This is a genomic window from Pseudomonas sp. BO3-4 (genome assembly GCF_034044115.1).
Lineage (GTDB): Bacteria > Pseudomonadota > Gammaproteobacteria > Pseudomonadales > Pseudomonadaceae > Aquipseudomonas > Aquipseudomonas alloputida.
This window is the reverse complement of the sequence record NZ_CP139018.1, coordinates 384,766-405,370: the sequence shown is the minus strand read 5'-3', so window position 1 is coordinate 405,370 and position 20,605 is coordinate 384,766. Positions and strand designations below refer to the sequence as shown.

The 20,605-nt window shown below is 62.8% G+C and carries 17 protein-coding genes; 6 read left to right on the top strand and 11 right to left on the bottom strand.

Annotated elements, in window-relative coordinates; translation table 11 throughout:
- Positions 1-77: 77 nt before the first annotated feature.
- Positions 78-1,355: an aspartate aminotransferase family protein gene (locus REH59_RS01770; protein ID WP_014860211.1), complete on the bottom strand. Its 1,278-nt coding sequence runs from the start codon at positions 1,353-1,355 to the stop codon at positions 78-80.
- A 211-nt stretch (positions 1,356-1,566) separates the two neighbouring features.
- Between REH59_RS01770 and REH59_RS01765 the strand changes: the two genes are divergently transcribed.
- Positions 1,567-2,490 carry a LysR family transcriptional regulator gene (locus tag REH59_RS01765; RefSeq protein ID WP_003255599.1) on the top strand — a complete coding sequence of 308 codons (924 nt, stop codon included), beginning with the start codon at positions 1,567-1,569 and terminating at the stop codon, positions 2,488-2,490.
- A 363-nt stretch (positions 2,491-2,853) separates the two neighbouring features.
- On the opposite strand, the gene REH59_RS01760 is transcribed toward REH59_RS01765, so the two are convergent.
- The 9 genes from REH59_RS01760 to bioB form a co-directional block, all read right to left on the bottom strand.
- Positions 2,854-4,632, bottom strand: a complete 1,779-nt coding sequence (locus tag REH59_RS01760) for an acyl-CoA dehydrogenase C-terminal domain-containing protein (protein WP_003255600.1) — start codon at positions 4,630-4,632, stop codon at positions 2,854-2,856.
- A 124-nt stretch (positions 4,633-4,756) separates the two neighbouring features.
- Positions 4,757-6,040, bottom strand: a complete 1,284-nt coding sequence (locus REH59_RS01755; protein ID WP_003255601.1) for a GGDEF domain-containing protein — start codon at positions 6,038-6,040, stop codon at positions 4,757-4,759.
- 301 nt (positions 6,041-6,341) lie between these two features.
- Positions 6,342-8,147: a phenylacyl-CoA dehydrogenase gene (locus REH59_RS01750; RefSeq protein WP_004577123.1), complete on the bottom strand. Its 1,806-nt coding sequence runs from the start codon at positions 8,145-8,147 to the stop codon at positions 6,342-6,344.
- Between the two features lie 288 nt (positions 8,148-8,435).
- The gene (locus tag REH59_RS01745; protein WP_003255603.1) at positions 8,436-8,732 is read right to left on the bottom strand and encodes a hypothetical protein; all 297 of its coding nucleotides are present in this window, start codon (positions 8,730-8,732) and stop codon (positions 8,436-8,438) included.
- A gap of 212 nt (positions 8,733-8,944) precedes the next feature.
- Entirely contained in the window at positions 8,945-9,625 is a 681-nt protein-coding gene (gene bioD, locus REH59_RS01740; RefSeq protein WP_014860213.1) for a dethiobiotin synthase, read from the bottom strand.
- 10 nt (positions 9,626-9,635) lie between these two features.
- On the bottom strand, positions 9,636-10,454 hold the full coding sequence (gene bioC / locus REH59_RS01735; RefSeq protein WP_014860214.1) for a malonyl-ACP O-methyltransferase BioC: 819 nt from the start codon (positions 10,452-10,454) through the stop codon (positions 9,636-9,638).
- Entirely contained in the window at positions 10,447-11,178 is a 732-nt protein-coding gene (locus tag REH59_RS01730) for an alpha/beta fold hydrolase (RefSeq protein ID WP_003255608.1), read from the bottom strand. The genes bioC and REH59_RS01730 overlap by 8 nt, the downstream gene beginning before the upstream one ends.
- Positions 11,171-12,343 carry an 8-amino-7-oxononanoate synthase gene (bioF, locus tag REH59_RS01725; RefSeq protein ID WP_014860215.1) on the bottom strand — a complete coding sequence of 391 codons (1,173 nt, stop codon included), beginning with the start codon at positions 12,341-12,343 and terminating at the stop codon, positions 11,171-11,173. The genes REH59_RS01730 and bioF overlap by 8 nt, the downstream gene beginning before the upstream one ends.
- A 1-nt stretch (position 12,344) precedes the next feature.
- Complete coding sequence (gene bioB / locus REH59_RS01720; RefSeq protein ID WP_003255611.1) at positions 12,345-13,403, bottom strand: biotin synthase BioB; 1,059 nt, start codon at positions 13,401-13,403, stop codon at positions 12,345-12,347.
- 89 nt (positions 13,404-13,492) lie between these two features.
- On the opposite strand from bioB, the gene REH59_RS01715 reads away from it, so the two are divergent.
- The 4 genes from REH59_RS01715 (at position 13,493) to rarD (ending at position 17,123) form a co-directional block, all read left to right on the top strand.
- Positions 13,493-14,224: a ComF family protein gene (locus REH59_RS01715; protein ID WP_014860216.1), complete on the top strand. Its 732-nt coding sequence runs from the start codon at positions 13,493-13,495 to the stop codon at positions 14,222-14,224.
- 49 nt (positions 14,225-14,273) lie between these two features.
- Entirely contained in the window at positions 14,274-15,038 is a 765-nt protein-coding gene (locus REH59_RS01710; protein ID WP_014860217.1) for a TOBE domain-containing protein, read from the top strand.
- A gap of 158 nt (positions 15,039-15,196) precedes the next feature.
- Positions 15,197-16,171, top strand: coding sequence for a serine/threonine protein kinase (locus tag REH59_RS01705; RefSeq protein ID WP_014860218.1), 975 nt, complete (start codon positions 15,197-15,199; stop codon positions 16,169-16,171).
- A 64-nt stretch (positions 16,172-16,235) separates the two neighbouring features.
- Positions 16,236-17,123, top strand: coding sequence for an EamA family transporter RarD (gene rarD, locus REH59_RS01700; protein ID WP_003255619.1), 888 nt, complete (start codon positions 16,236-16,238; stop codon positions 17,121-17,123).
- Positions 17,124-17,446: 323 nt separating this feature from the next.
- Here the strand turns inward: rarD and REH59_RS01695 are convergent, their stop codons facing one another.
- Positions 17,447-17,965, bottom strand: coding sequence for a glycine cleavage system protein R (locus REH59_RS01695; RefSeq protein ID WP_003255620.1), 519 nt, complete (start codon positions 17,963-17,965; stop codon positions 17,447-17,449).
- A 449-nt stretch (positions 17,966-18,414) separates the two neighbouring features.
- Between REH59_RS01695 and REH59_RS01690 the strand changes: the two genes are divergently transcribed.
- Positions 18,415-20,592, top strand: a complete 2,178-nt coding sequence (locus REH59_RS01690) for a malate synthase G (protein WP_003255621.1) — start codon at positions 18,415-18,417, stop codon at positions 20,590-20,592.
- The last annotated feature ends 13 nt before the right edge of the window (positions 20,593-20,605 follow it).

Genomic DNA, 20,605 nt, shown 5'->3' with positions numbered 1-20,605 from the left:
CGCCCCGGGCCGAATGAAACAGGCCAGGGGCGATGCGCAGGAACGCCAGACGGTTCGTTGAATTCTTTGCCAGGCCGCTACGCCGGCACTTCGCGACGGGCCTGCTGCTGGGCATGCAGGCGGGCGAAAGCGCGCGCCAGGCGCAGCAGCATTTCGTCGATGTTGCCTTTGCTCACAGTCAGCGCCGGTGAAAAGCGCACTACATCCGCTTGCGGCGCGTTGAGCAGCAGGCCTTCGTGGAGGGCCGCAGCCACCAGTTCGCGGGCCAGGTTTTCTTTCAGTTGCAGGGCCCATAGCAGCCCGTGACCGCGCACCTCACCCTGACCATAGCGCCCGGTCAGGCGGCTCAGGCCTTCACGCAGGTGACGACCGTTGTCCTGTACCTGGGCTAAAAAGCCAGGTTCCAGCACGCTGTCCAGCACCGCCAGGCCGGCGGCGCACATCAGCGCGTTGCCGTGATGGCTGCCTTCCAGCTCACCAGGCTCGGCGCAGCATGCCTTGCCCCTTGCCAACAAGGCGGCCAGCGGCACGCCGCCCCCCAGGCCCTTGCCCAAGGTGATGATGTCGGCGCGCACGCCATAGAGCTCCTCGGCCAGCAGCGCACCACAGCGACCAATACCGGTCTGCACCTCATCAAGGATCAGCAGGATGCCCAGTTCGCGGCAGAGCGTTTCCACGCCCTTGAGGTATTCCTGAGTAGCGGGAATAACGCCCGCCTCACCCTGTATCGGCTCGAGCATGATTGCCACGGTGCGTGAATCCACCTCAGCGTGCAGCGCCGCGAGGTCATTGAACGGCACCTTGCTGAAACCCGGCAGGCCAGGTTCGCAGCGATTGCACGGCAACGGGTCGGACGCGGACAGCGCGCCGAGGCTACGGCCATGGCAGGCTTGGCTGGCAGTAATGATGTGATAGGCGCCGTTGCGGTGCAGTTGGCCCCACTTACGCGCCAGCTTGATCGCCCCTTCACAGGCCTCGGCACCGCTGTTAAGCAGGTAGGCCTGGTCACTGCCGGTACTCTGACACAGCCGGTTGACCAGCCCCAGCAGGCCACGGTTGTGGAAGCCCGAGCCCGGGTTGATCAACGCCTGAGCCTGGTTGCCCAACGCTTTGACCAGCACGCTGGGGCTGTGGCCCAAACTGTTGACCGCACCGCCCTGAGTGAAGTCCAGGTAGGCATGCCCTTCGTTGTCCCACAACCACGAGCCCTGGCCACGCACGAATACCTGCGCTGCACGTTCGGCGCCGGGCATCAGGCGCTCAGGCGACAGCTCAGACGCGTGCGGCACGATCACCGGCGCACGCTTGGGCTCGGCGGCGGCAGGAGCCGAGCGGCGCAGGTTGAACAGGTTCATCAAGGGCTCCAACCAATCACGGTAAAGGGCAGCCACGGTGCGGTCTTGGTGCCGGCACTCGATATTTTGCCTTTCCTATCAAAAGTGTTTTTCATCCGGGGTAACAATCGACCGAATCATCGCTGTAACCCTTTGGAATACGGCGATAGACTAGGCTTCAGCAGGGTTTTCGACCATTTCGTTTTTCCAGCATTTTCGATAAGTGTTGCTTATGGATTTCCGCCAACTGCGTTATTTCGTCGCGGTGTACGAAGAAGGCCACGTAGGCCGTGCCGCCGAACGCCTGTCGCTGTCACAGCCGGCGCTTTCCCAGCAGATTCGCCAATTGGAGCACAGCCTCGACCTGAGCCTGTTCGAGCGCAGCAACAAACGCTTGCTGCCGACCCTGGCAGCCCACACCTTGTACAACCATGCCCTGCCGTTGCTCGACGGCCTGCAGCGCGCCCACGAGGCTATGCGCAACTTCAAGGGCCAGTCGCTGCGCACCTTGGCTATCGGTGTATTGCAGACCGTGCGGCCAAGCCTGATACCGCAGCTGCTTGAACGGCTGCGCAAGGCTCAACCTCACCTGGTCGTGCAGATTTACGAGTTGTCAGGGTTAGAGATCGAACGGCGCCTGCTCAATGGCAACCTGGACATCGGCATCAGCTACTTGCCGCCGCGCCAGCCAGGGCTGCATGGCCTGCTGTTGTACGAAGATGAGCTGCAACTGGTCATACCCGATACCCACCCGCTGAAGGACTTCAAGAAGGTGTCCATCCGTCAGGCCGCCGAGTTGCCCATGCTGATGCTGGGCGAAGAGTTCCAGATCCGCCAGATCTGGCAGGCGCAGCTGGCCAGCCAAGGCCGACGGCCGCAGGTGCAGGCAGAGATGAACAATATGGCAGGGATTCTCGATAGCCTCGCGCACACGGCGCTGGCTACCATTCTGCCGGGGCGCGCCAAGGAGGCCGCCGAAGATGATCAGGGGCTGCTGTGGAAGCCGTTGAGCGAGCCGCGCGTGCCATTGAAGGTTGGCCTGGTATTTCGCGATGCCCAGCGCCAGCAGGCCTCTGTAGAGCTGCTGCGCACATTGCTTGAGGAAGAGACGGACGCCCGCCTGCTGGGGGCATCACCGCTGGATGTGCTGGCCTAAAACACGCAAATAAAGAAAACCCCGCCGAAGCGGGGTTTTCCAGACTGTTTCCCTGTGACATCCGTATCGCCCCGCCATCCTGGCAGGTGGTCCTTCGTCGTCATCCTTGATCTGTCCTATGCGCTTCCTGCGCAACGTCCATGTGGTAAAGATTAACAGTGGATCCAATCTTAGAACAGTGGTGAAAAGTCACCGCGTCGTGTAGGAAAAAGCTTACACAGGGAGTTCATTCACTGATATGCGATGGCTGAGGCCGCTTTGCGGCCCAATCGCGACGCAAGGCCCCACCTATCCAAACTTAGGCGATACCTGTGGGAGCGGCCTTGCGTCGCGATTGGGCTGCGCAGCAGCCCCAGAAATCGATCAGAACTGCTCGGCATCCAGCAGGTACAGCGATTCACTTCCCGCCTTCACCGAAGCCACCAGCGAATCCACCCGTGGCAGCAACCGCGCGAAGTAGAACCGCGCCGTGCCCAGCTTGCCCGAATAGAACGGCGCATCCCCCTCGCCCGCCTGGGCCGCCCGCGCCATCAGTGCCCACATGTAGCCATAGGCAACATAGCCAAAGGCATGCAGGTACTCGACCGAAGCCGCGCCAATTTCATTCGGGTTGCCCTTGGCCTGCTGCAGTACCCACTCGGTCAACCCGTCGAGCTGATCGAGCGAAGCGCCCAGTGGCTTGGCGAATTCGTCCAGTTCGCTGCCTGCACCGGTAATGAACTGACGAATCTCGTCAGAGAACAGCTTGTAGTATGCCCCGCCGCTGGCCACCACTTTACGCCCCATCAGGTCGAGGGCCTGGATGCCATTGGTACCTTCGTAGATCTGGGTAATGCGCACGTCGCGCACCAACTGCTCCTGCCCCCACTCACGAATGTAACCATGCCCGCCAAATACCTGCTGGCCGTGCACTGCGCACTCCAGGCCCAGGTCGGTGAGGAAGGCCTTCGCCACCGGCGTCAGCAGTGCCACCAGCTCTTCGCTGCGTTTGCGCACGCTGGCGTCTTCGCTGTACTTGGCACTGTCCAGTTGCATGGCCACATAAGTGGAGAATGCGCGGCCACCTTCGATCAGCGCCTTCATGGTCAACAGCATGCGACGCACGTCCGGGTGGACGATGATCGGGTCGGCAGCCTTGTCCTTGGCTTGTGGGCCGGCCGGGGCACGGCTTTGCAGGCGATCGCGGGCGTACTCCACGGCGTTCTGGTAGGAGCGCTCGGCCGACGCCAGGCCTTGAATGCCAACGCCCAGGCGCTCGTAGTTCATCATGGTGAACATGGCCGCCAGGCCTTTGTTCGGCTCACCGACGATGTAGCCGACAGCTTCGTCGAAGTTCATCACACAGGTAGCCGAGGCCTGGATGCCCATTTTGTGCTCGATCGAGCCGCAAGTGGCCGGGTTCCGCGCGCCGAGGCTACCGTCTTCATTGACCAGGAATTTCGGCACCAAGAACAGCGAAATACCTTTCGGCCCCGCCGGTGCATCCGGCAACTTGGCCAGCACCAGATGGATGATGTTCTCGGTCAGGTCGTGTTCGCCACCCGTGATGAAAATCTTGGTACCGCTGACCTTGTAGCTGCCATCAGCCTGGGGCTCGGCCTTGGTGCGGATGATGCCCAGGTCAGTACCGGCATGCGGCTCGGTCAGGCACATGGAGCCGGCCCAAACGCCGGCATACATGTTCGGAAGGTATTTTTCCTTCAAGGCCTCGCTGGCGTGGGCGTTGATCGACAGACAGGCGCCGGCCGTCAGCATCGGGTACAGGCCGAAAGCCAGGCTGGACGCGTTGACCATTTCCTCGACCTGGGCCGAGATGGCCTTGGGCATGCCCATACCGCCGAACAGCGGGTCGCCGCCCACGCCCACCCAGCCGCCTTCGGCGTAGGTGTTGTAGGCTTCAATGAAACCGGCTGGGGTCCGCACCGCGCCGTTGTCCCAGTGGCAGCCCTCTTCGTCGGCGGCGCGGCTGAGCGGCGCAATGGTCTTGGCGGTGACCTTGCCGGCTTCTTCCAGCACGGCCATGGCCGTGTCGGCATCGACAACCTCGGCCAGCCCGGGCAACTGCGTCCACTGCTCGGCCACGTTGAAGACTTCATTCAGTACGAAGCGCATGTCGCGCAGGGGCGCTTTATAGTCAGCCATGACAACCTCTCGCTAGTCGGGTCGGGGCGGTCTCGGGGAACCGCGACACTGGGGTTACTGGCAGTGTAACCGAACAACTTTTGCGAGACATAGGGTCATCAACCGACTGTATAGTCTCGCCTGGTCACGCCGTGCGCACTGCCCCACGCTGTGATTGTCGCCCATGCACCATGACACAATTTCGCCCCGCGCCTTTGGCACTGTAAAGCGCCTGGTCGGCGGATTTCAGCACCGCCTCGGGGTTTCGATGATCGGCCTGGCGCTCGGCCACGCCGATACTGATGGTGACCGAGACCGTGCCGCCGGCGCTGCCCGCCCGGCGCTGGCGCCCGGCGGTATCGTCCTGCGGGCGGTTGTGCTGATCGCGCAGGTGCATCACGTAATTGGCGATCACTTCACGCACGGCTTCCACATGCGGCACGCATTCCGCGGCAGTCTTGCCGGCGAACACCAAGGCGAACTCTTCCCCGCCATAACGGTAGGCGCGGCCACCGCCGGTGACCTTGGACAAGCGGCTGGCGACCAACCGCAGCACCTGGTCACCGACATCGTGGCCGTGGGTGTCGTTGAATTTCTTGAAGTGGTCGACATCGGTCATGGCGATCACATAGTTACGCCCCAGGCGCTGCATGCGCTCGTTCAGCGCACGACGCCCCGGCAGGCCAGTCAGCTCGTCACGGAAGGCCATCTGATAAGCCTCGTGCGCCACAGCCGCGGCGATCATCAGCATTACCTGGCTGCACATGATGTTCAAGGTAAACGGCAGGATGAAGGTTTGCGGCAGCATCCAGAAAATGCCCAGCAGGCCGATCAACTGCGCAGCGTGCAGCGGCCGGGGTGCACGCAGGTACTGCACCACCAGCAGAATGAACACACCCAGGAACAGTGGGTAGACCATCTGGATCAGGCTCATCCAGTGGCCATGCAAAGCCGGCCAGCGGATCTCCGCCAACCAGGTCAGCAACGCCTCGGGGTAGCTTTGCTGGAGGGCCACCGCCACACTGCCCACGGCAAACAATACGGCACCGCGGGCGACCAGGTCCTGCAGCAGGTGCGTGCGCTCCTGCCAGGCGCCGTACAGCCCGAACAGCGCCGGCAGCAACAGGCAGACCAGGTGGAAGATCACCGCGGCGTCCTCACGCACGCGGCCATGGTCACGGTAGAAGTCGGTCTGGGTATCGAGCAGGAAGTAGGCGATGTACACCGTCAGCATCAGGAACAGCTCACGCTGGCGGCGATAAACCGCACAGTAGGCGCCGCCCAGCAGTAGAACCAAGGTAGGCAGGACATTGAACAGCGATGTGAAAAAGACGCTGAGGTCTCTCACATAGGCTGCGGCGAGCCCTGCCAGCAACAAGAACAGCGACGGCAGGAAGTGGCTTGCGCGAACAGCATTAAAACGAAACAAGGGTAATCTCCAACCCGGCAGATCAATAATGGCATTGTGCCCTCACTTCATCGGCAGTGCACTGGAACAGTTGAATTTGCGGTTGGATGAACGAACTTCCGGCCGCCACGCGAGCCTTGTAGGAGCGGGTTTACCCGCGAATACGGTGGTGCCGGCAACGGTGAACGGCTGATGGAGATTGGCCAGCAGGCCCGGCCTCTTCGCGGGTGAACCCGCTCCTACGAGGGACCACGCTGAACCTGAAGACGTAAAAAACCCGCCTGCCGGTCAGGGCAGGCGGGTTTTGGGTACAGCGCCAGTATCAGTACGACAGGCCGAAGTGCTCTTCGTCCATCGCCATCAGGTTGTTGGCGCCCGACAGCATGGTCGCCACATGGGTACGGGTACGTGGCAGGATGCGCTGGAAGTAGAAGCGGGCAGTCTGCAGCTTGGCGGTGTAGAACGCCTCCTCGCTGGTACCGGCTGCCAGTTTCTCGGCGGCCAGACGGGCGATGTCGGCCCAGAAGTAAGCCAGGCAGGCATAGCCGGAGTACATCAGGTAATCGACCGAAGCCGCACCCACTTCTTCACGGTCCTTCATGGCAGCCATGCCCACTTTCATGGTCAGCTCGCCCCACTCCTTGTTGATGGCCGCCAGCGGTTCGACGAACTCCTTGACCGCTTCGTTACCTTCCTGCGCCTGGCAGAACTTGTGCACGATCTTGGTGAAGCCCTTCAGTGCTTCGCCCTGAGTCATCAGCACTTTGCGACCGAGCAGGTCGAGGGCCTGAATACCGGTAGTGCCTTCGTACAGCATGGAGATACGGCTGTCGCGCACGTTCTGCTCCATGCCCCATTCGGCGATGAAGCCATGGCCACCGTAGATCTGTACGCCGTGGTTGGCGGCTTCGAAACCGACTTCGGTCATGAATGCCTTGGCGATCGGGGTCAGGAACGCCAGCAGGGCGTCAGCCTTCTTGCGCTCTTCTTCGTCCTGGCTGTACTTGACGATGTCCACCTGCTTGGCAGTGAAGTACACCATCGCGCGGTTGCCTTCGGCGAAGGCCTTCATGGTCAGCAGCATGCGCCGTACGTCCGGGTGGACGATGATCGGGTCAGCGGCCTTGTCCGGTGCTTTCGGGCCGGTCAGGGAACGCATCTGCAGGCGCTCACGGGCGTACTTCAGGCCACCCTGGAACGCCACCTCGGCGTGGGCCAGGCCTTGCAGCGCGGTACCCAGGCGAGCAGTGTTCATGAAGGTGAACATGCAGTTCAGGCCTTTGTTGGCTGGGCCGATCAGGTAGCCGGTGGCCGCATCGAAGTTCATGACGCAGGTGGCGTTACCGTGGATGCCCATCTTGTGTTCGATCGAGCCGCAGCTCACGCCGTTGCGCTCGCCCACACCGCCATCGGCGTTGGGCAGGAACTTCGGCACGATGAACAGTGAAATACCCTTGGTGCCGGCCGGTGCGTCCGGCAGGCGGGCCAGGACGATATGGACAATGTTGTCGGCCATGTCGTGCTCACCGGCCGAAATGAAGATCTTGGTGCCCGACACTTTGTAGCTGCCGTCGGCCTGTGGCTCGGCCTTGGTGCGCAGCATGCCCAGGTCGGTGCCGCAGTGCGGTTCGGTCAGGCACATGGTGCCGGTCCACTCGCCGGACACCAGCTTGGTCAGGTAGGTGTGCTGCTGCTCGGCAGTGCCATGCGCAGAAATAGTGTTCATCGCGCCATGCGACAGGCCTGGGTACATACCCCACGACCAGTTCGAGCCACCGACCATTTCGCTCAGGGCCAGGCCCAGCGACTCTGGCAGGCCTTGGCCGCCATGCTCGACGTCATGTGCCAGGCTCGGCCAGCCGCCTTCGACGAACTGCTGGTAGGCTTCCTTGAAGCCGGTTGGGGTTTTCACCCCCGATTCGCTCCAGGTGCAGCCTTCCTGGTCACCCACGCGGTTCAACGGCGACAACACCTGCTCACAGAACTTCGCGCCTTCTTCAAGGATCGCGTCGACCATGTCGGGCGTGGCGTCCTGGCAGCCCGGCAGGCTCTGATAGTGCGCCTCATAGCCAAGCAGCTCGTCGCGAACGAAGCGGATATCACGCAAGGGGGCTTTGTAGTCAGGCATTGCGATGAACCTCTAGGTGAGTTCTGTGGGGTGACCCGCGCTTGGCGGAAGCCGATCAAACAGTTGTTTGAAACTTACGTTTAGCTCACCTTTCTGTCAAGGATGGACTATGGTGCCATTTACGCCACGAAAAATGGCAAATCAGTCATGCCATGGCACAAACCCTTGTAGGAGCGGGCTTGCCCGCGAAGAGGCCCGACCAGACAAAATTGTTGTCTGATCGGACGCATTCGCGGGCAAGCCCGCTCCTACAAGGGCAGGCGCTGAAATAGGGGATGACGCAAGTGTTCAGGCGTAGGTGTCGATGATCCGGCCAAGCATTTCGTCGGATGCCTTGGCGACCTTCGCGCCAAGCTCGACTTCGGTCTTGCCCACCGCCTGTTGCACGACACTGGTGGCCAGGTCCATCTGCTGGCTGCGGTCGACCGCGCGCAGGCGCTCGGCCTGAAAATCGCTGGACTGGCTAGTGGCGGTACGTTCGGCAGTGGTGTTGGCGATCTGGCTGGCGGCCTGATCGACGCGGTTCTGGCCGGTCTGGATTGCGCTCAGGCCCGCGTAGTAGGCGGAGCTACCGGTGATTTCCATGTCAGGACTCCATTGACGCTGGATGACGAACAGCCCCAATTAAAACAGGCTAGGGGCGAAAAGGCCCGTTTAAATCCCTAATGGCTCAATGCCAGTTGATAGGCCTTGGGTATTCCTGCACTGGCCGCCTCGCGGGTAAACCCGCGCCCACAACGGTATGCGTCCCCTCGTAGGAGCGGGTTTACCCGCGAAGAGGCCGGGCCTGCATCACACTAATCCAGCAGATCCAACTGCAGATGCTCAGCCACCATGTCGGCACTGGCCTGCTTGAGCTTGGGCACCCGCCCCAGGCAAGGCGCCGGCAAGCGCTCTGCAAGGCTGGCCAGGTTCTCTTCCAGGCGTGAAGTGCGCGGCTCGATGATGTTTGCCACCCAACCCGCCAACTGCAGCCCATCACGCTCGATCGCTTCGGCGCTGAGCAAGGCATGGCTGATGCAACCCAACCGCACACCTACCACCAGAATCACCGGCAACCGCAGGGCAACGGCAAGATCGGACAGGTTCTCCAGGCCCGACAGCGGTACGCGCCAGCCACCGGCCCCCTCTATCAGGGTGAAGTCGGCATTTTGTTGCAGCACATTGCGCATCGTCGCGAGCAGTTCTGGCACAGCCAGCGTCACCCCTGCCTCGCGCGCCGCCACATGCGGGGCAATAGCAGGCTCGAAGGCAAACGGATTGACCTGCTCATAGGGCAGCTTGACCGTGCTTTCGTCGATCAGCGCCAGGGCATCGCTATTGCGCAAACCTTTCGGCGTCATGGTGCAGCCCGAGGCCACCGGCTTGGCACCCAGTGTGCTCATGCCCTGCAAACGCGCCGCATGCAACAGGCCAGCGGCGATGGTGGTCTTGCCGACATCGGTATCGGTACCCGCAATGAAAAAGGCCTGGCTCATCGTGCTCCCCTTACGCCAGTGGCTTGCGCAACACACCATAGACCACTTGATAGGTGGCTGGCAGCCCCGCGGGTTGGCGAAATGCCTCATAGGCCTGCAACAGGCCCTGCATTCGCGCCCGGCCGGTGAGGCCGGAAGGTCGCCCAGGGTTCAGATTGTGCGCCCCCAACGCCTTCAGTTCGTGGGTCAGGCTGCGCACATCCGGGTAGTGCAGCACATGCGGGCACCGCTCCAGCTCAAGCTGTTCAAAACCGCTGGCTGCGCACAGGCGCTGATAGTCTTCGAAACGGCGGAAGCGGTTTACATGCACCAGGCCATCCACCGCCTGCCAGCTGGCGCGCAGTTCGTCGAGGGTGCCCACGCACAGGCTGCTGAAGGCCAGTACTCCACCTGGGCGCAGCACCCGCTGCGCCTCGGCCAGCACACTGGCGAACTGATCGCACCACTGCACCGCCAGGCTGGAAAACACCAGGTCGACGCTGCCATCGCACAGCGGCAAACGCTCGGCGTCGCCAACCACGTGATACTGCGCCCCACCCTTTACATGACGGGCATGAAGCAACATGCCTTCGGCAATATCCACCGCCACGCCGCTGGCCTGGACGAAACGCTCGGCCAGCATGCGGCTGAAATGGCCGGTGCCACTGCCCAGGTCCAGCCAGTGTGACGGCTGCAGGCCTGCCGGCAACAGCTCCAGCAGGCTCAGGCCTACAGCGCGCTGAAGGGCCGCCACGCTGTCGTAACTGGCCGCGGCGCGGGAGAACGAGGCCGCCACCTGGCGCTTGTCGGGCAATGCGCCGGGCAGGGTCGGACGGGAAAGGTCAGTCATCGCCACTCTCATGCAGAAAACTCTTGATGCCCGCCGCCAGCTCCTGCGGATACTCCAGCAGGAACGCGTGGGAACTGTCTTCGACCAGGCCCACTTCTACATCGGGCAACAGCTCGCTCAACGCCTTTGCCGCCTCTGCCGGCACTAGCGCATCGCTGCCGGCGAACAGGTGCAGTTGCGGGCCACCATAGGCCTGCAAGGCTTCACGGGTGTCCAGCTTGGCCAGCACTTCAAGGCCAGTGGCCAGGTACAACGGGTCGGTATCCGGCACGCCGACACCCAGCTGACGCAACAAGGTGCGCGGCTGCAGGGCGCCGTCGCTGCACAAGGTACGGAAGCGCTTGAGGGTGACCTGGGTATGGTTGCGGCAGCCGTCGAGGAAGGTGCCGAAGGTGTCTTCGGCCATGCCATGGGGCCAATCTGGCCGGGCCAGGAAGCTGGGGTTGCTGGCCAAGGTCAGCAGTCCGCAGCAGTGGTCGCCACGCTTGTGCGCCAGCGCGCTGGCCAACATGCCACCCAGTGACCAGCCACCCAGCCAGACATTGCTGGGCAGCTTGCGGTCCAGATGGTCGATCCAGGCCTGCACATCGCTGTGGGCCAGTTCTGGCAGGGGCATCAGCTCTACCTGCAGGCGGGCGTCCTGAGCACGCAGGCTAGCGGCCAGCGGCTCCAGCGCAGCAGTTCCCAAGCCCCAGCCGGGCAATAGAACAAGTCGATTACGCATCGGCGTTCTCCAACTGTGGATAACACTCGGCCAATGCATTCAACAATAGCTGCACCTGCGCCTCGCTGTGTGCGGCGCTCAGGGTTACCCGCAGGCGTGCGCTGCCAGCCGGCACGGTGGGTGGGCGGATGGCCGTCACCAGCAAGCCGCGCTCACGCAGCAGGCGTGACAGGCGCAACGCCTGCGCACTGTCGCCGATCACGATGGGCTGGATCGGCGTCGGGCTGTCCATCAACTGCAGCCCTATCTGCTGCGCGCCTTCTCGGAACTGGCGAATCAAGGCTGCCAGGTGCTCACGACGCCAGGTTTCGCGGCGCAGCAGCTCCAGGCTCTTGAGTGTGGCGCAGGCCAGCGCCGGTGGCTGGCTGGTGGTGTAGATATAGGGGCGGGCGAACTGTACCAACGCCTCGACCAGCGCTTCGCTGCCAGCAACAAAGGCGCCCGCAGTGCCGCAAGCCTTGCCCAGCGTGCCGATCAGCACCGGTACGTCATCCAAGCCCAGGCCAAAGTGCTCGACGATGCCGCCGCCCTGTGCGCCCAAGGTGCCCAGGCCATGGGCATCGTCAACCATCAGCCAGGCTCCGCGGGCACGGGCGACATCGGCCAGCGCCGGCAGGTCGGCCAGGTCACCGTCCATGCTGAACACGCCATCGGTCACCACCAGGGTATTGCCGACCGCCTTGTCCAGGCGGCTGGCCAGGCTGGCCGGGTCGTTATGCAGGTAGCGGTTGAAGCGGGCGCCACTGAGCAGCCCGCCATCCAGCAGCGAGGCATGGTTGAGGCGGTCTTGCAGCACCGTGTCGCCCTGCCCCACCAGCGCGGTGATGGCGCCCAGATTGGCCATATAGCCGGTGGAGAACAACAGGGCGCGCGGGCGGCCGGTAAGTTCAGCCAGTGCCTCTTCAACCTGATGGTGCGGAGTGCTGTGGCCAACCACCAGGTGCGAGGCACCACCCCCCACACCCCAGCGCTCGGCGCCGGCCTGCCAGGCGGCGATCACCTCGGGGTGGTTGGCCAGGCCCAGGTAGTCATTGCTGCAGAAGGCCAGCAACCGCTGGCCGTCGACCACGACTTCCGGCCCTTGCGGGCTTTCCAGCAATGGCCGGTGCCGATACAGGTCTGCGGCGCGCCGTTCGGCCAGGCGCGCTGCCAGGTCGAAAGCCATATCAGGCTGTCGCGGCGTCGTAGAACATCTCGCTGCTGCGCTGCTCGACCAGCGCTTGCTCGATGGCTGCCTGGTGCACTTCGTCGGCGTGCTCTTCACGCGCTTCGGGCTTGATGCCCAGGCGTGCGAACAGCTGCATGTCCTTGTCGGCCTGGGGGTTGGCAGTGGTCAGCAGCTTTTCGCCGTAGAAGATCGAGTTGGCGCCCGCCATGAAGGCCAGGGCCTGCATCTGCTCGTTCATCTGCTCGCGGCCGGCGGACAGGCGCACGTGAGACTTGGGCATGAGGATCCGGGCCACGGCCAGCATACGGATAAAGTCGAACGGGTCGACGTCCTCTTCCTCAGCCAGCGGCGTGCCGGCCACCTTGACCAGCATGTTGATCGGCACCGACTCCGGGTGTTCGGGCAGGTTGGCCAGCTGGATCAGCAGGCCGGCGCGGTCATCCAGCGATTCACCCATGCCCAGAATGCCACCAGAGCAGATTTTCATCCCGGCATCGCGCACGTAGGCCAGGGTCTGCAGGCGCTCGCTGTAGGTACGTGTGGTGATGATGCTGCCGTAGAACTCCGGTGAGGTGTCGAGGTTGTGGTTGTAGTAGTCCAGACCCGCGTGGGCCAGGGCCTTGGTTTGCTCCTGATCGAGTTTGCCGAGGGTCATGCAGGTTTCCAGGCCCATGGCCTTGACGCCTTTGACCATCTCCAGCACGTAGGGCATGTCTTTGGCCGACGGGTGCTTCCACGCCGCCCCCATGCAGAAACGGGTAGAACCGATGGCTTTGGCGCGGGCAGCTTCTTCCAGCACCTTCTGCACTTCCATCAGCTTCTGTTTCTCCAGCCCGGTGTTGTAGTGGCCGGACTGCGGACAATATTTGCAATCTTCCGGGCAGGCGCCGGTCTTGATCGACAGCAAGGTCGAAACCTGCACGCGGTTGGGGTCGAAATGCGCGCGGTGCACGGTCTGCGCCTGGAACAGCAAATCATTGAACGGTTGCTGGAACAGCGCCTTGACCTCGGCCAGGGCCCAATCGTGACGTGTTGTTGCAGTTGTGCTGGCGCTCATCGGCGTTTCCTTGTTTAGGCTGTAGCTGGCGCCGGGACAGGAAAGCCCGCCAGCGCATCACGGATAGCTCGCATAGTCATGGAAGGCCTATGAACTGTCAACTGCACTGGAAGCGACTGATTTACAAGTGGTCACTTATTAATCAGAAATGCTTGTTATGCGATGAGCCTGCCGAGCAGCCTTACCCGTTGTGCGTCACCTGCGAACAGGCGCTGCCCTGGCTGGGTGATCAGTGCCGGCATTGCGCCCTGCCCTTGCCCATGGCCGGCTTGACCTGCGCCCCGTGTGGCCGCTGCTTGCCGGCCTTCGATCAGGTCATTGCCCTGTGGCATTTCGGTTTTCCGGTGGACACGTTGATCAGCCGTTTCAAGCACAATCGCCAATGGCCTTTGGGGCGCCTGATGGCTGAGCTGCTGGGGCAGGGGCTGCTGTATCGCTATGCCGAAGGGTTGCCTCGCCCTGACCTGCTGTTGCCTGTGCCTTTGGCCAGGCGTCGACTACGCGAGCGGGGGTTCAATCAGGCGGGGATGCTTGGGCGGTGGTTGTCGTCGCACGTCGGGGTAACCTGCAACGAGCGTTTGCTGGTCCGCACACGCGAGACACCGGCACAGCAACATCTGGGCGCCAAGGCACGGCAGCGCAATTTGCGCCAGGCGTTCGCGGTCATGGGCAAACTGGAAGGCAAGCATGTCGCCATCGTCGATGATGTGTTGACCACCGGTGCCACTGCGCAGGCTATCGCCCAGGCACTGCGCAAGGCAGGTGCGCGGCGGGTGGATGTGTATTGCCTGGCACGTACGCCCAAACCGGGGTATGTATGACCAGGCGCGACCTGCCCCTTTGTAAAGCACCCTTGTATACGGAATACCCATGTCCCTACCCCCCGTTCTCACCCAGCACATCGCCCGCCGCCCACAGCGCATCGCGCTGCTGCAGCACATTGCCGAACAAGGCTCAATCACCCGCGCCGCCAAGGCCGCAGGTATCAGCTACAAGGCGGCCTGGGATGCCATCGACGAGCTCAACAACCTGGCCAGCCAGCCCTTGGTCAAGCGCAGCACCGGTGGCCGTGGCGGTGGCGGTGCGCACTTGTCGCCGGAAGGCGAGCGGGTGTTGCGCCTGTACCAACGGCTGCAGGCCCTGCAGGCACAAATCCTTGAAGCCGCCGAAGAATCCAGCGACCTCGACCTGCTCGGGCGCCTGATGCTGCGCACCAGTGCGCGCAACCAGTTGCAGGGCCAGGTCAGCGCCCTGCGCCCTGAAGGCCGGTATGACCGCGTCAGCCTGGCATTGAGCGGCGGGTTGGAGATCGATGCGCTGATCACCCACGACAGCACTGCACGCCTGGAGCTGACCCTGGGAACGATGGTGGTGGCGCTGCTAAAGGCCGGGTGGGTGCGGTTGCTGGCGGAGGGGGAAGAGGCCGAAGCGGGGAGCAATTGCCTTTGCACGAAGGTGGAGGAAGTGCTGGCAGAGGTCGATGGGCCCAGTGAAGTCAGGCTGGCGTTAGGCAACGGGCAGACCCTGTGTGCAATGGTTGATGCGCACTGGTTGGCTGCCCAGCAGGTCGTGGATGGCAGTGTGGTGCGGGTGCAGTTTCACCCGTCTTATGTGTTGATCGGGGTTCCCGCATAGTCTGGCCGCGCGGTGCGCGGTTCGCGGGCTTGCCCGCTCCCACAGGGACCGCACCACCCGATGCATCTGGGCCGTAATGTGCGGGCACGCCCGCGAAGGGGCCGGCACCGGTATAAAGCGGTACCATGTCCCCACGCCGCTTACCCTCCGGAGCCACCATGTCCCACCCCTTCGACACCCTCACCCCCGACCTGGTCCTGGACGCAGTGGAAAGCCTGGGCTTTCTCAGCGATGCGCGGGTGCTGGCGCTGAACAGCTACGAGAACCGCGTGTACCAGGTGGGCATCGAAGACGCGCAGCCGCTGATTGCCAAGTTCTACCGCCCAGGCCGCTGGAGCGATGCAGCCATCCTTGAAGAACACGCCTTCACGGCCGAACTCGCCGACTGTGAAGTCCCGGTGGTTGCGCCCATGCAGCACGATGACCGCACCTTGTTCGAACACAAGGGCTTCCGCTTCACGCTGTTCCCCCGTCGCGGCGGCCACGCCCCCGAGCCTGGCAACCTCGACCAGTTGTATCGCCTGGGTCAGTTACTTGGCCGCCTGCATGCCGTGGGCGCCAGCAAGCCGTTCAAGCACCGTGAGGCACTGGCTGTAGACAACTTTGGCCACGCCTCGCTGAACACCTTGCTTGAGGGTAATTTTGTCCCGCGTGAACTGCTGCCGGCGTTCGAGTCCGTGGCCCGCGATCTGCTCAAGCGGGTGGAGGACATCTACGCTCGCACACCACACCAGCTCATCCGCCTGCACGGCGACCTGCACCCCGGCAACCTGATGCACCGTGACGACGTGTACCACGTGGTCGACCTCGACGATTGCCGCATGGGCCCAGCGGTGCAAGACCTGTGGATGATGCTGGCCGGCAACCGCGAGGAGCGCCTGGGGCAACTGGCCGAGCTGATCGACGGCTACAACGAGTTCCACGACTTCGACCCGCGCGAACTGGCCCTGATCGAGCCCCTGCGCGCCCTGCGGCAACTGCACTATAGCGCCTGGCTGGCAAGGCGCTGGGACGACCCCGCGTTCCCGCCCAGCTTCCCTTGGTTTGGCCAGCCACGCTACTGGGGCGATCAGATTCTCGCCTTGCGCGAACAGATGGCGGCGCTGGATGAAGCACCGCTGAAATTGTTCTAGAAGCACGCCCGCCTCTGTCTACAATAGGCGTCGCTTTATTTAGCAACCTAAGCAAGGATTCTGCATGCACGCCGCAAACCCGCGTCGCGGGTACATACTGGGCTTGAGCGCCTACATCATCTGGGGCCTTTTCCCCCTCTACTTCAAGGCAATCCAGAGCGTCCCGGCGGTGGAAATCATTGTCCACCGGGTGCTCTGGTCAGCACTGTTCGGCTCGCTGCTGCTACTGGTGTGGAAACACCCCGGCTGGTGGCGTGAACTGCGCAACAACCCGCGCCGGCTGGGCATCCTGGCACTGAGCGGCGCACTGATCGCCGGTAACTGGCTGACCTACGTGTGGTCGGTGAACAACGGCCGTATGCTCGAGGCCAGCCTGGGCTATTACATCAACCCGCTGATCAACGTACTACTGGGCATGCTGATTCTTGGCGAGCGCCTGCGCCGCCTGCAATGGCTGGCGGTGGGCATGGCTGCCGTGGGTGTGGCGCAGCAGGTGTGGCAAGTGGGCAGCCTGCCGTGGGTGTCACTGGTGCTGGCGTTGAGCTTCGGCTTCTATGGGCTGATCCGTAAGCAGGCGCCGGTGGCGGCACTGCCCGGCCTGGTGGTGGAAACCTGGATGCTGGTGCCGCTGGCCCTTGGCTGGCTGCTGCTGCACCCGGCCGCGATGAGTGCCCAGGGCGCGTTCTATACCAGCAGCGAGGCGCTGTGGCTGATGGCGGCCGGGCCGGTGACGCTGGTGCCGCTGGTATGCTTCAACGCCGCCGCACGGCACCTGCCGTACACCACGCTGGGCTTCCTGCAGTACCTGGCACCGACCTTGGTGCTGTTGCAGGCTGTAGTGCTGTTCGATGAGCATTTGTCGTCGAGCACCCTGGCGGCCTTCATGTTCATCTGGGCAGGTTTGGCGATTTACAGCGTCGATGCATGGCTGAACTTGCGCAAACGTAGCTGATCAGAAAACGATCAAAACTCTGCAGGCCATGTAGCGCCTGGCCTGCAGAGACATCTCCATAGGTTATCCACACCCTCGTCCCCGCGCTTTGTGCACAAGCTGCTGATAATTGGGCATTTTTTGAGCAAAACAGTACAAGGCACGTGATACCTGGGCTGGAGAGGTGCACCCCCAGGTTATCCACAGGGCCTTCCCCGTGATATCGGGATAACCGCAGATGGCCGCTTCGCAACACAAGGCCGCCCCACATTTGTCCGGTGTACGCAGGACCATGTGGGCCTTGTGTCGCGATAGGGCCGCAAAGTGGTCCCGGCAATCGCTGATCAATCCTCTGCCCGCAGCTTCAACTCCACCATCAAGTCATCCGCCAGGCTCTCCAGCCGCTGCTGCAGTTCTTCCAGCGGCAAGGTCAACGGCAACGCCAGCAATGCGTCGGCGTGGAACAACGGCTCACTGCTCATCGGCGCCGGCTGCACGTCTGTGGAAAACCGCTCGACGTTTACCTGCAACTCGGCCAGCAAGCGGGTAATGTCCCGCACGATCCCCGGCCGGTCGTTACCCACCAGCTCCATGGCAATTGGCTTCCAGGTGCACGACGGCTCGATCCCACTCTCGGCAATCAGCACGCGAATGTCATACCTGGCCAGCCCCTGCAGCGAGGCCACAAGCTCGGCGTAATTCTCTGCCGGCACCGCCACCCGCAGAATGCCAGCAAACTGCCCGGCCATACGCGACATGCGGCTTTCCAGCCAGTTACCACTGTGGTCGGCGATGCACTGGGCAATACGTTCGACCTGGCCGGCCTTGTCAGGGGCAATTACAGTCAGTACAAGATGATCCACAAGCCCTTCCTCGTGTCGGACCGCGCCGGGCGGCAGAAAATCGGGGGATCGAGTCAGTATAGGCAAGGCGCGGCAACCTGCCGCAGGGCAATCTGCACAGCCAATCGTGTACTGTTTCAAGATTTATCTGGAACAATCCACCTGTTTTTTGCGAACATACCCTCTCCCAGCGTGACCATACGCGACCAACGGGTCGCATAACGGCGCTTTTAGTCTGATTTTGCCCCGCCTACTGCTTCATGTAGTATCCCGTGGCGCGGACTACAAAACGTCGTTTGGATGTCTGCCAAGGCGCCTGTGAAAATACGCACACTGCCCGCCAGCCTGTCTGGCAGGCCGCACCCAGCCGCCCCCGAGCAAAACCGGGAGCATGCACTGGTGCCGTGTTTAGAGAAGCGCTACAGGCTTAATACAGAAGAGCGAAATAGCTGAGCAGAGTGAGGCAAGCAATGACTGGATACGTTCAAGTCGGTGGCCTTCAGGTCGCCAAGGTCCTGTACGACTTCGTGAACAACGAAGCCATCCCCGGGACCGGCATCGTCGCCGAGCAGTTCTGGGCGGGTGCAGAGAAGATCATCAATGACCTCGCTCCAAAGAACAAAGCCCTGCTCGCCAAGCGCGACGAGCTGCAAGCCAAGATCGACGCCTGGCACCAGGCACGCAAAGGCCAGGCCCACGACGCCGCAGCCTACAAAGCATTCCTCCAGGAAATCGGCTACCTGCTGCCACAAGCCGACGATTTCCAGGCCACCACCCAGAACGTGGACGAAGAAATCGCCCACATGGCCGGCCCACAACTGGTCGTGCCGGTGATGAACGCCCGCTTCGCCCTGAACGCCGCCAACGCTCGCTGGGGTTCGCTGTACGACGCCCTGTACGGCACCGACGCCATCAGCGATGAAGGCGGCGCCGAAAAAGGCCAGGGTTACAACAAGGTACGCGGCGACAAGGTCATCGCCTTCGCCCGCGCCTTCCTCGACGAAGCCGCGCCACTGGCCGCCGGCTCGCACGTTGACTCCACGGGCTACCGCATCGAAGGCGGCAAGCTGGTCGTTGCCTTGAAAGGCGGCAGCAACAGCGGCCTGCGCGACGATGCGCAACTGATCGGCTTCCACGGCGACGCCGCCGCGCCGACTGCCGTGCTGCTCAAGCACAACGGCCTGCACTTCGAAATCCAGGTCGATGCCAGCACCCCCGTCGGCAGCACCGACGCCGCTGGCGTCAAAGACATCCTGATGGAGTCGGCACTGACCACCATCATGGACTGCGAAGACTCGGTTGCAGCCGTAGACGCTGACGACAAAGTCATCGTCTACCGCAACTGGCTGGGCTTGATGAAAGGCGACCTGGCCGAAAGCGTGAGCAAGGGTGGCAAAACCTTCACCCGCACCATGAACCCGGACCGCGAGTACGCGGCGCCTAACGGCGGCAGCGTGACCCTGCACGGTCGTTCGTTGCTGTTCGTGCGCAACGTTGGCCACCTGATGACCAACCCGGCGATCCTCGATGCCCAAGGCAACGAAATCCCCGAAGGTATCCAGGACGGGCTGTTCACCAACCTGATCGCCCTGCACAACCTCAACGGCAACACCAGCCGCAAGAATACCCGCAGCGGCAGCGTGTACATCGTCAAGCCGAAGATGCACGGCCCTGAGGAAGTGGCCTTCGCCGCTGAGATCTTCAGCCAGGTCGAAGACCTGCTGGGCATGCCGCGCAACACCGTCAAGGTCGGCATCATGGACGAGGAACGCCGTACCACGGTCAACCTCAAATCCTGCATCAAGGCAGCCGCCGAGCGCGTGGCGTTCATCAACACCGGCTTCCTTGACCGCACTGGCGATGAAATCCACACCTCGATGGAAGCCGGCGCCGTGGTGCGCAAAGGTGCCATGAAGAACGAGAAGTGGATCGGCGCCTACGAAAACAACAACGTCGACGTTGGCCTGGCCACCGGCCTGCAAGGCCGTGCGCAGATCGGCAAAGGCATGTGGGCCATGCCTGACCTGATGGCCGCCATGCTCGAGCAGAAGATCGCCCACCCGCTGGCCGGTGCCAACACCGCTTGGGTACCGTCGCCAACTGCCGCCACCCTGCACGCCCTGCACTACCACAAGGTGGACGTACAGGCGCGCCAGCGTGAACTGGCTTCACGTACCCCGGCGTCGGTGGACGACATTCTGGCCATTCCGCTGGCTGCCGACACCAACTGGTCGGCCGAAGAGATCCGCAACGAGCTGGACAACAACGCCCAGGGCATTCTCGGCTACGTGGTGCGTTGGATCGACCAGGGCGTGGGTTGCTCGAAGGTGCCGGACATCAACAACGTCGGCCTGATGGAAGACCGTGCCACCCTGCGCATCTCTGCCCAGCTGCTGGCCAACTGGCTGCGCCACGGCGTGGTCAGCCAGGAGCAGGTGCTGGAAAGCCTCAAGCGCATGGCCGTGGTGGTCGATCAGCAGAACGCTGGCGACGCCCTGTACCGCCCGATGGCGCCGAACTTCGACGACAACGTGGCGTTCCAGGCGGCTGTGGAACTGGTGGTGGAAGGTGGCAAGCAACCGAACGGTTATACCGAACCGGTACTGCACCGCCGTCGCCGCGAGTTCAAGGCGCGTAACGGGTTGTAAGTAACATCTGTGC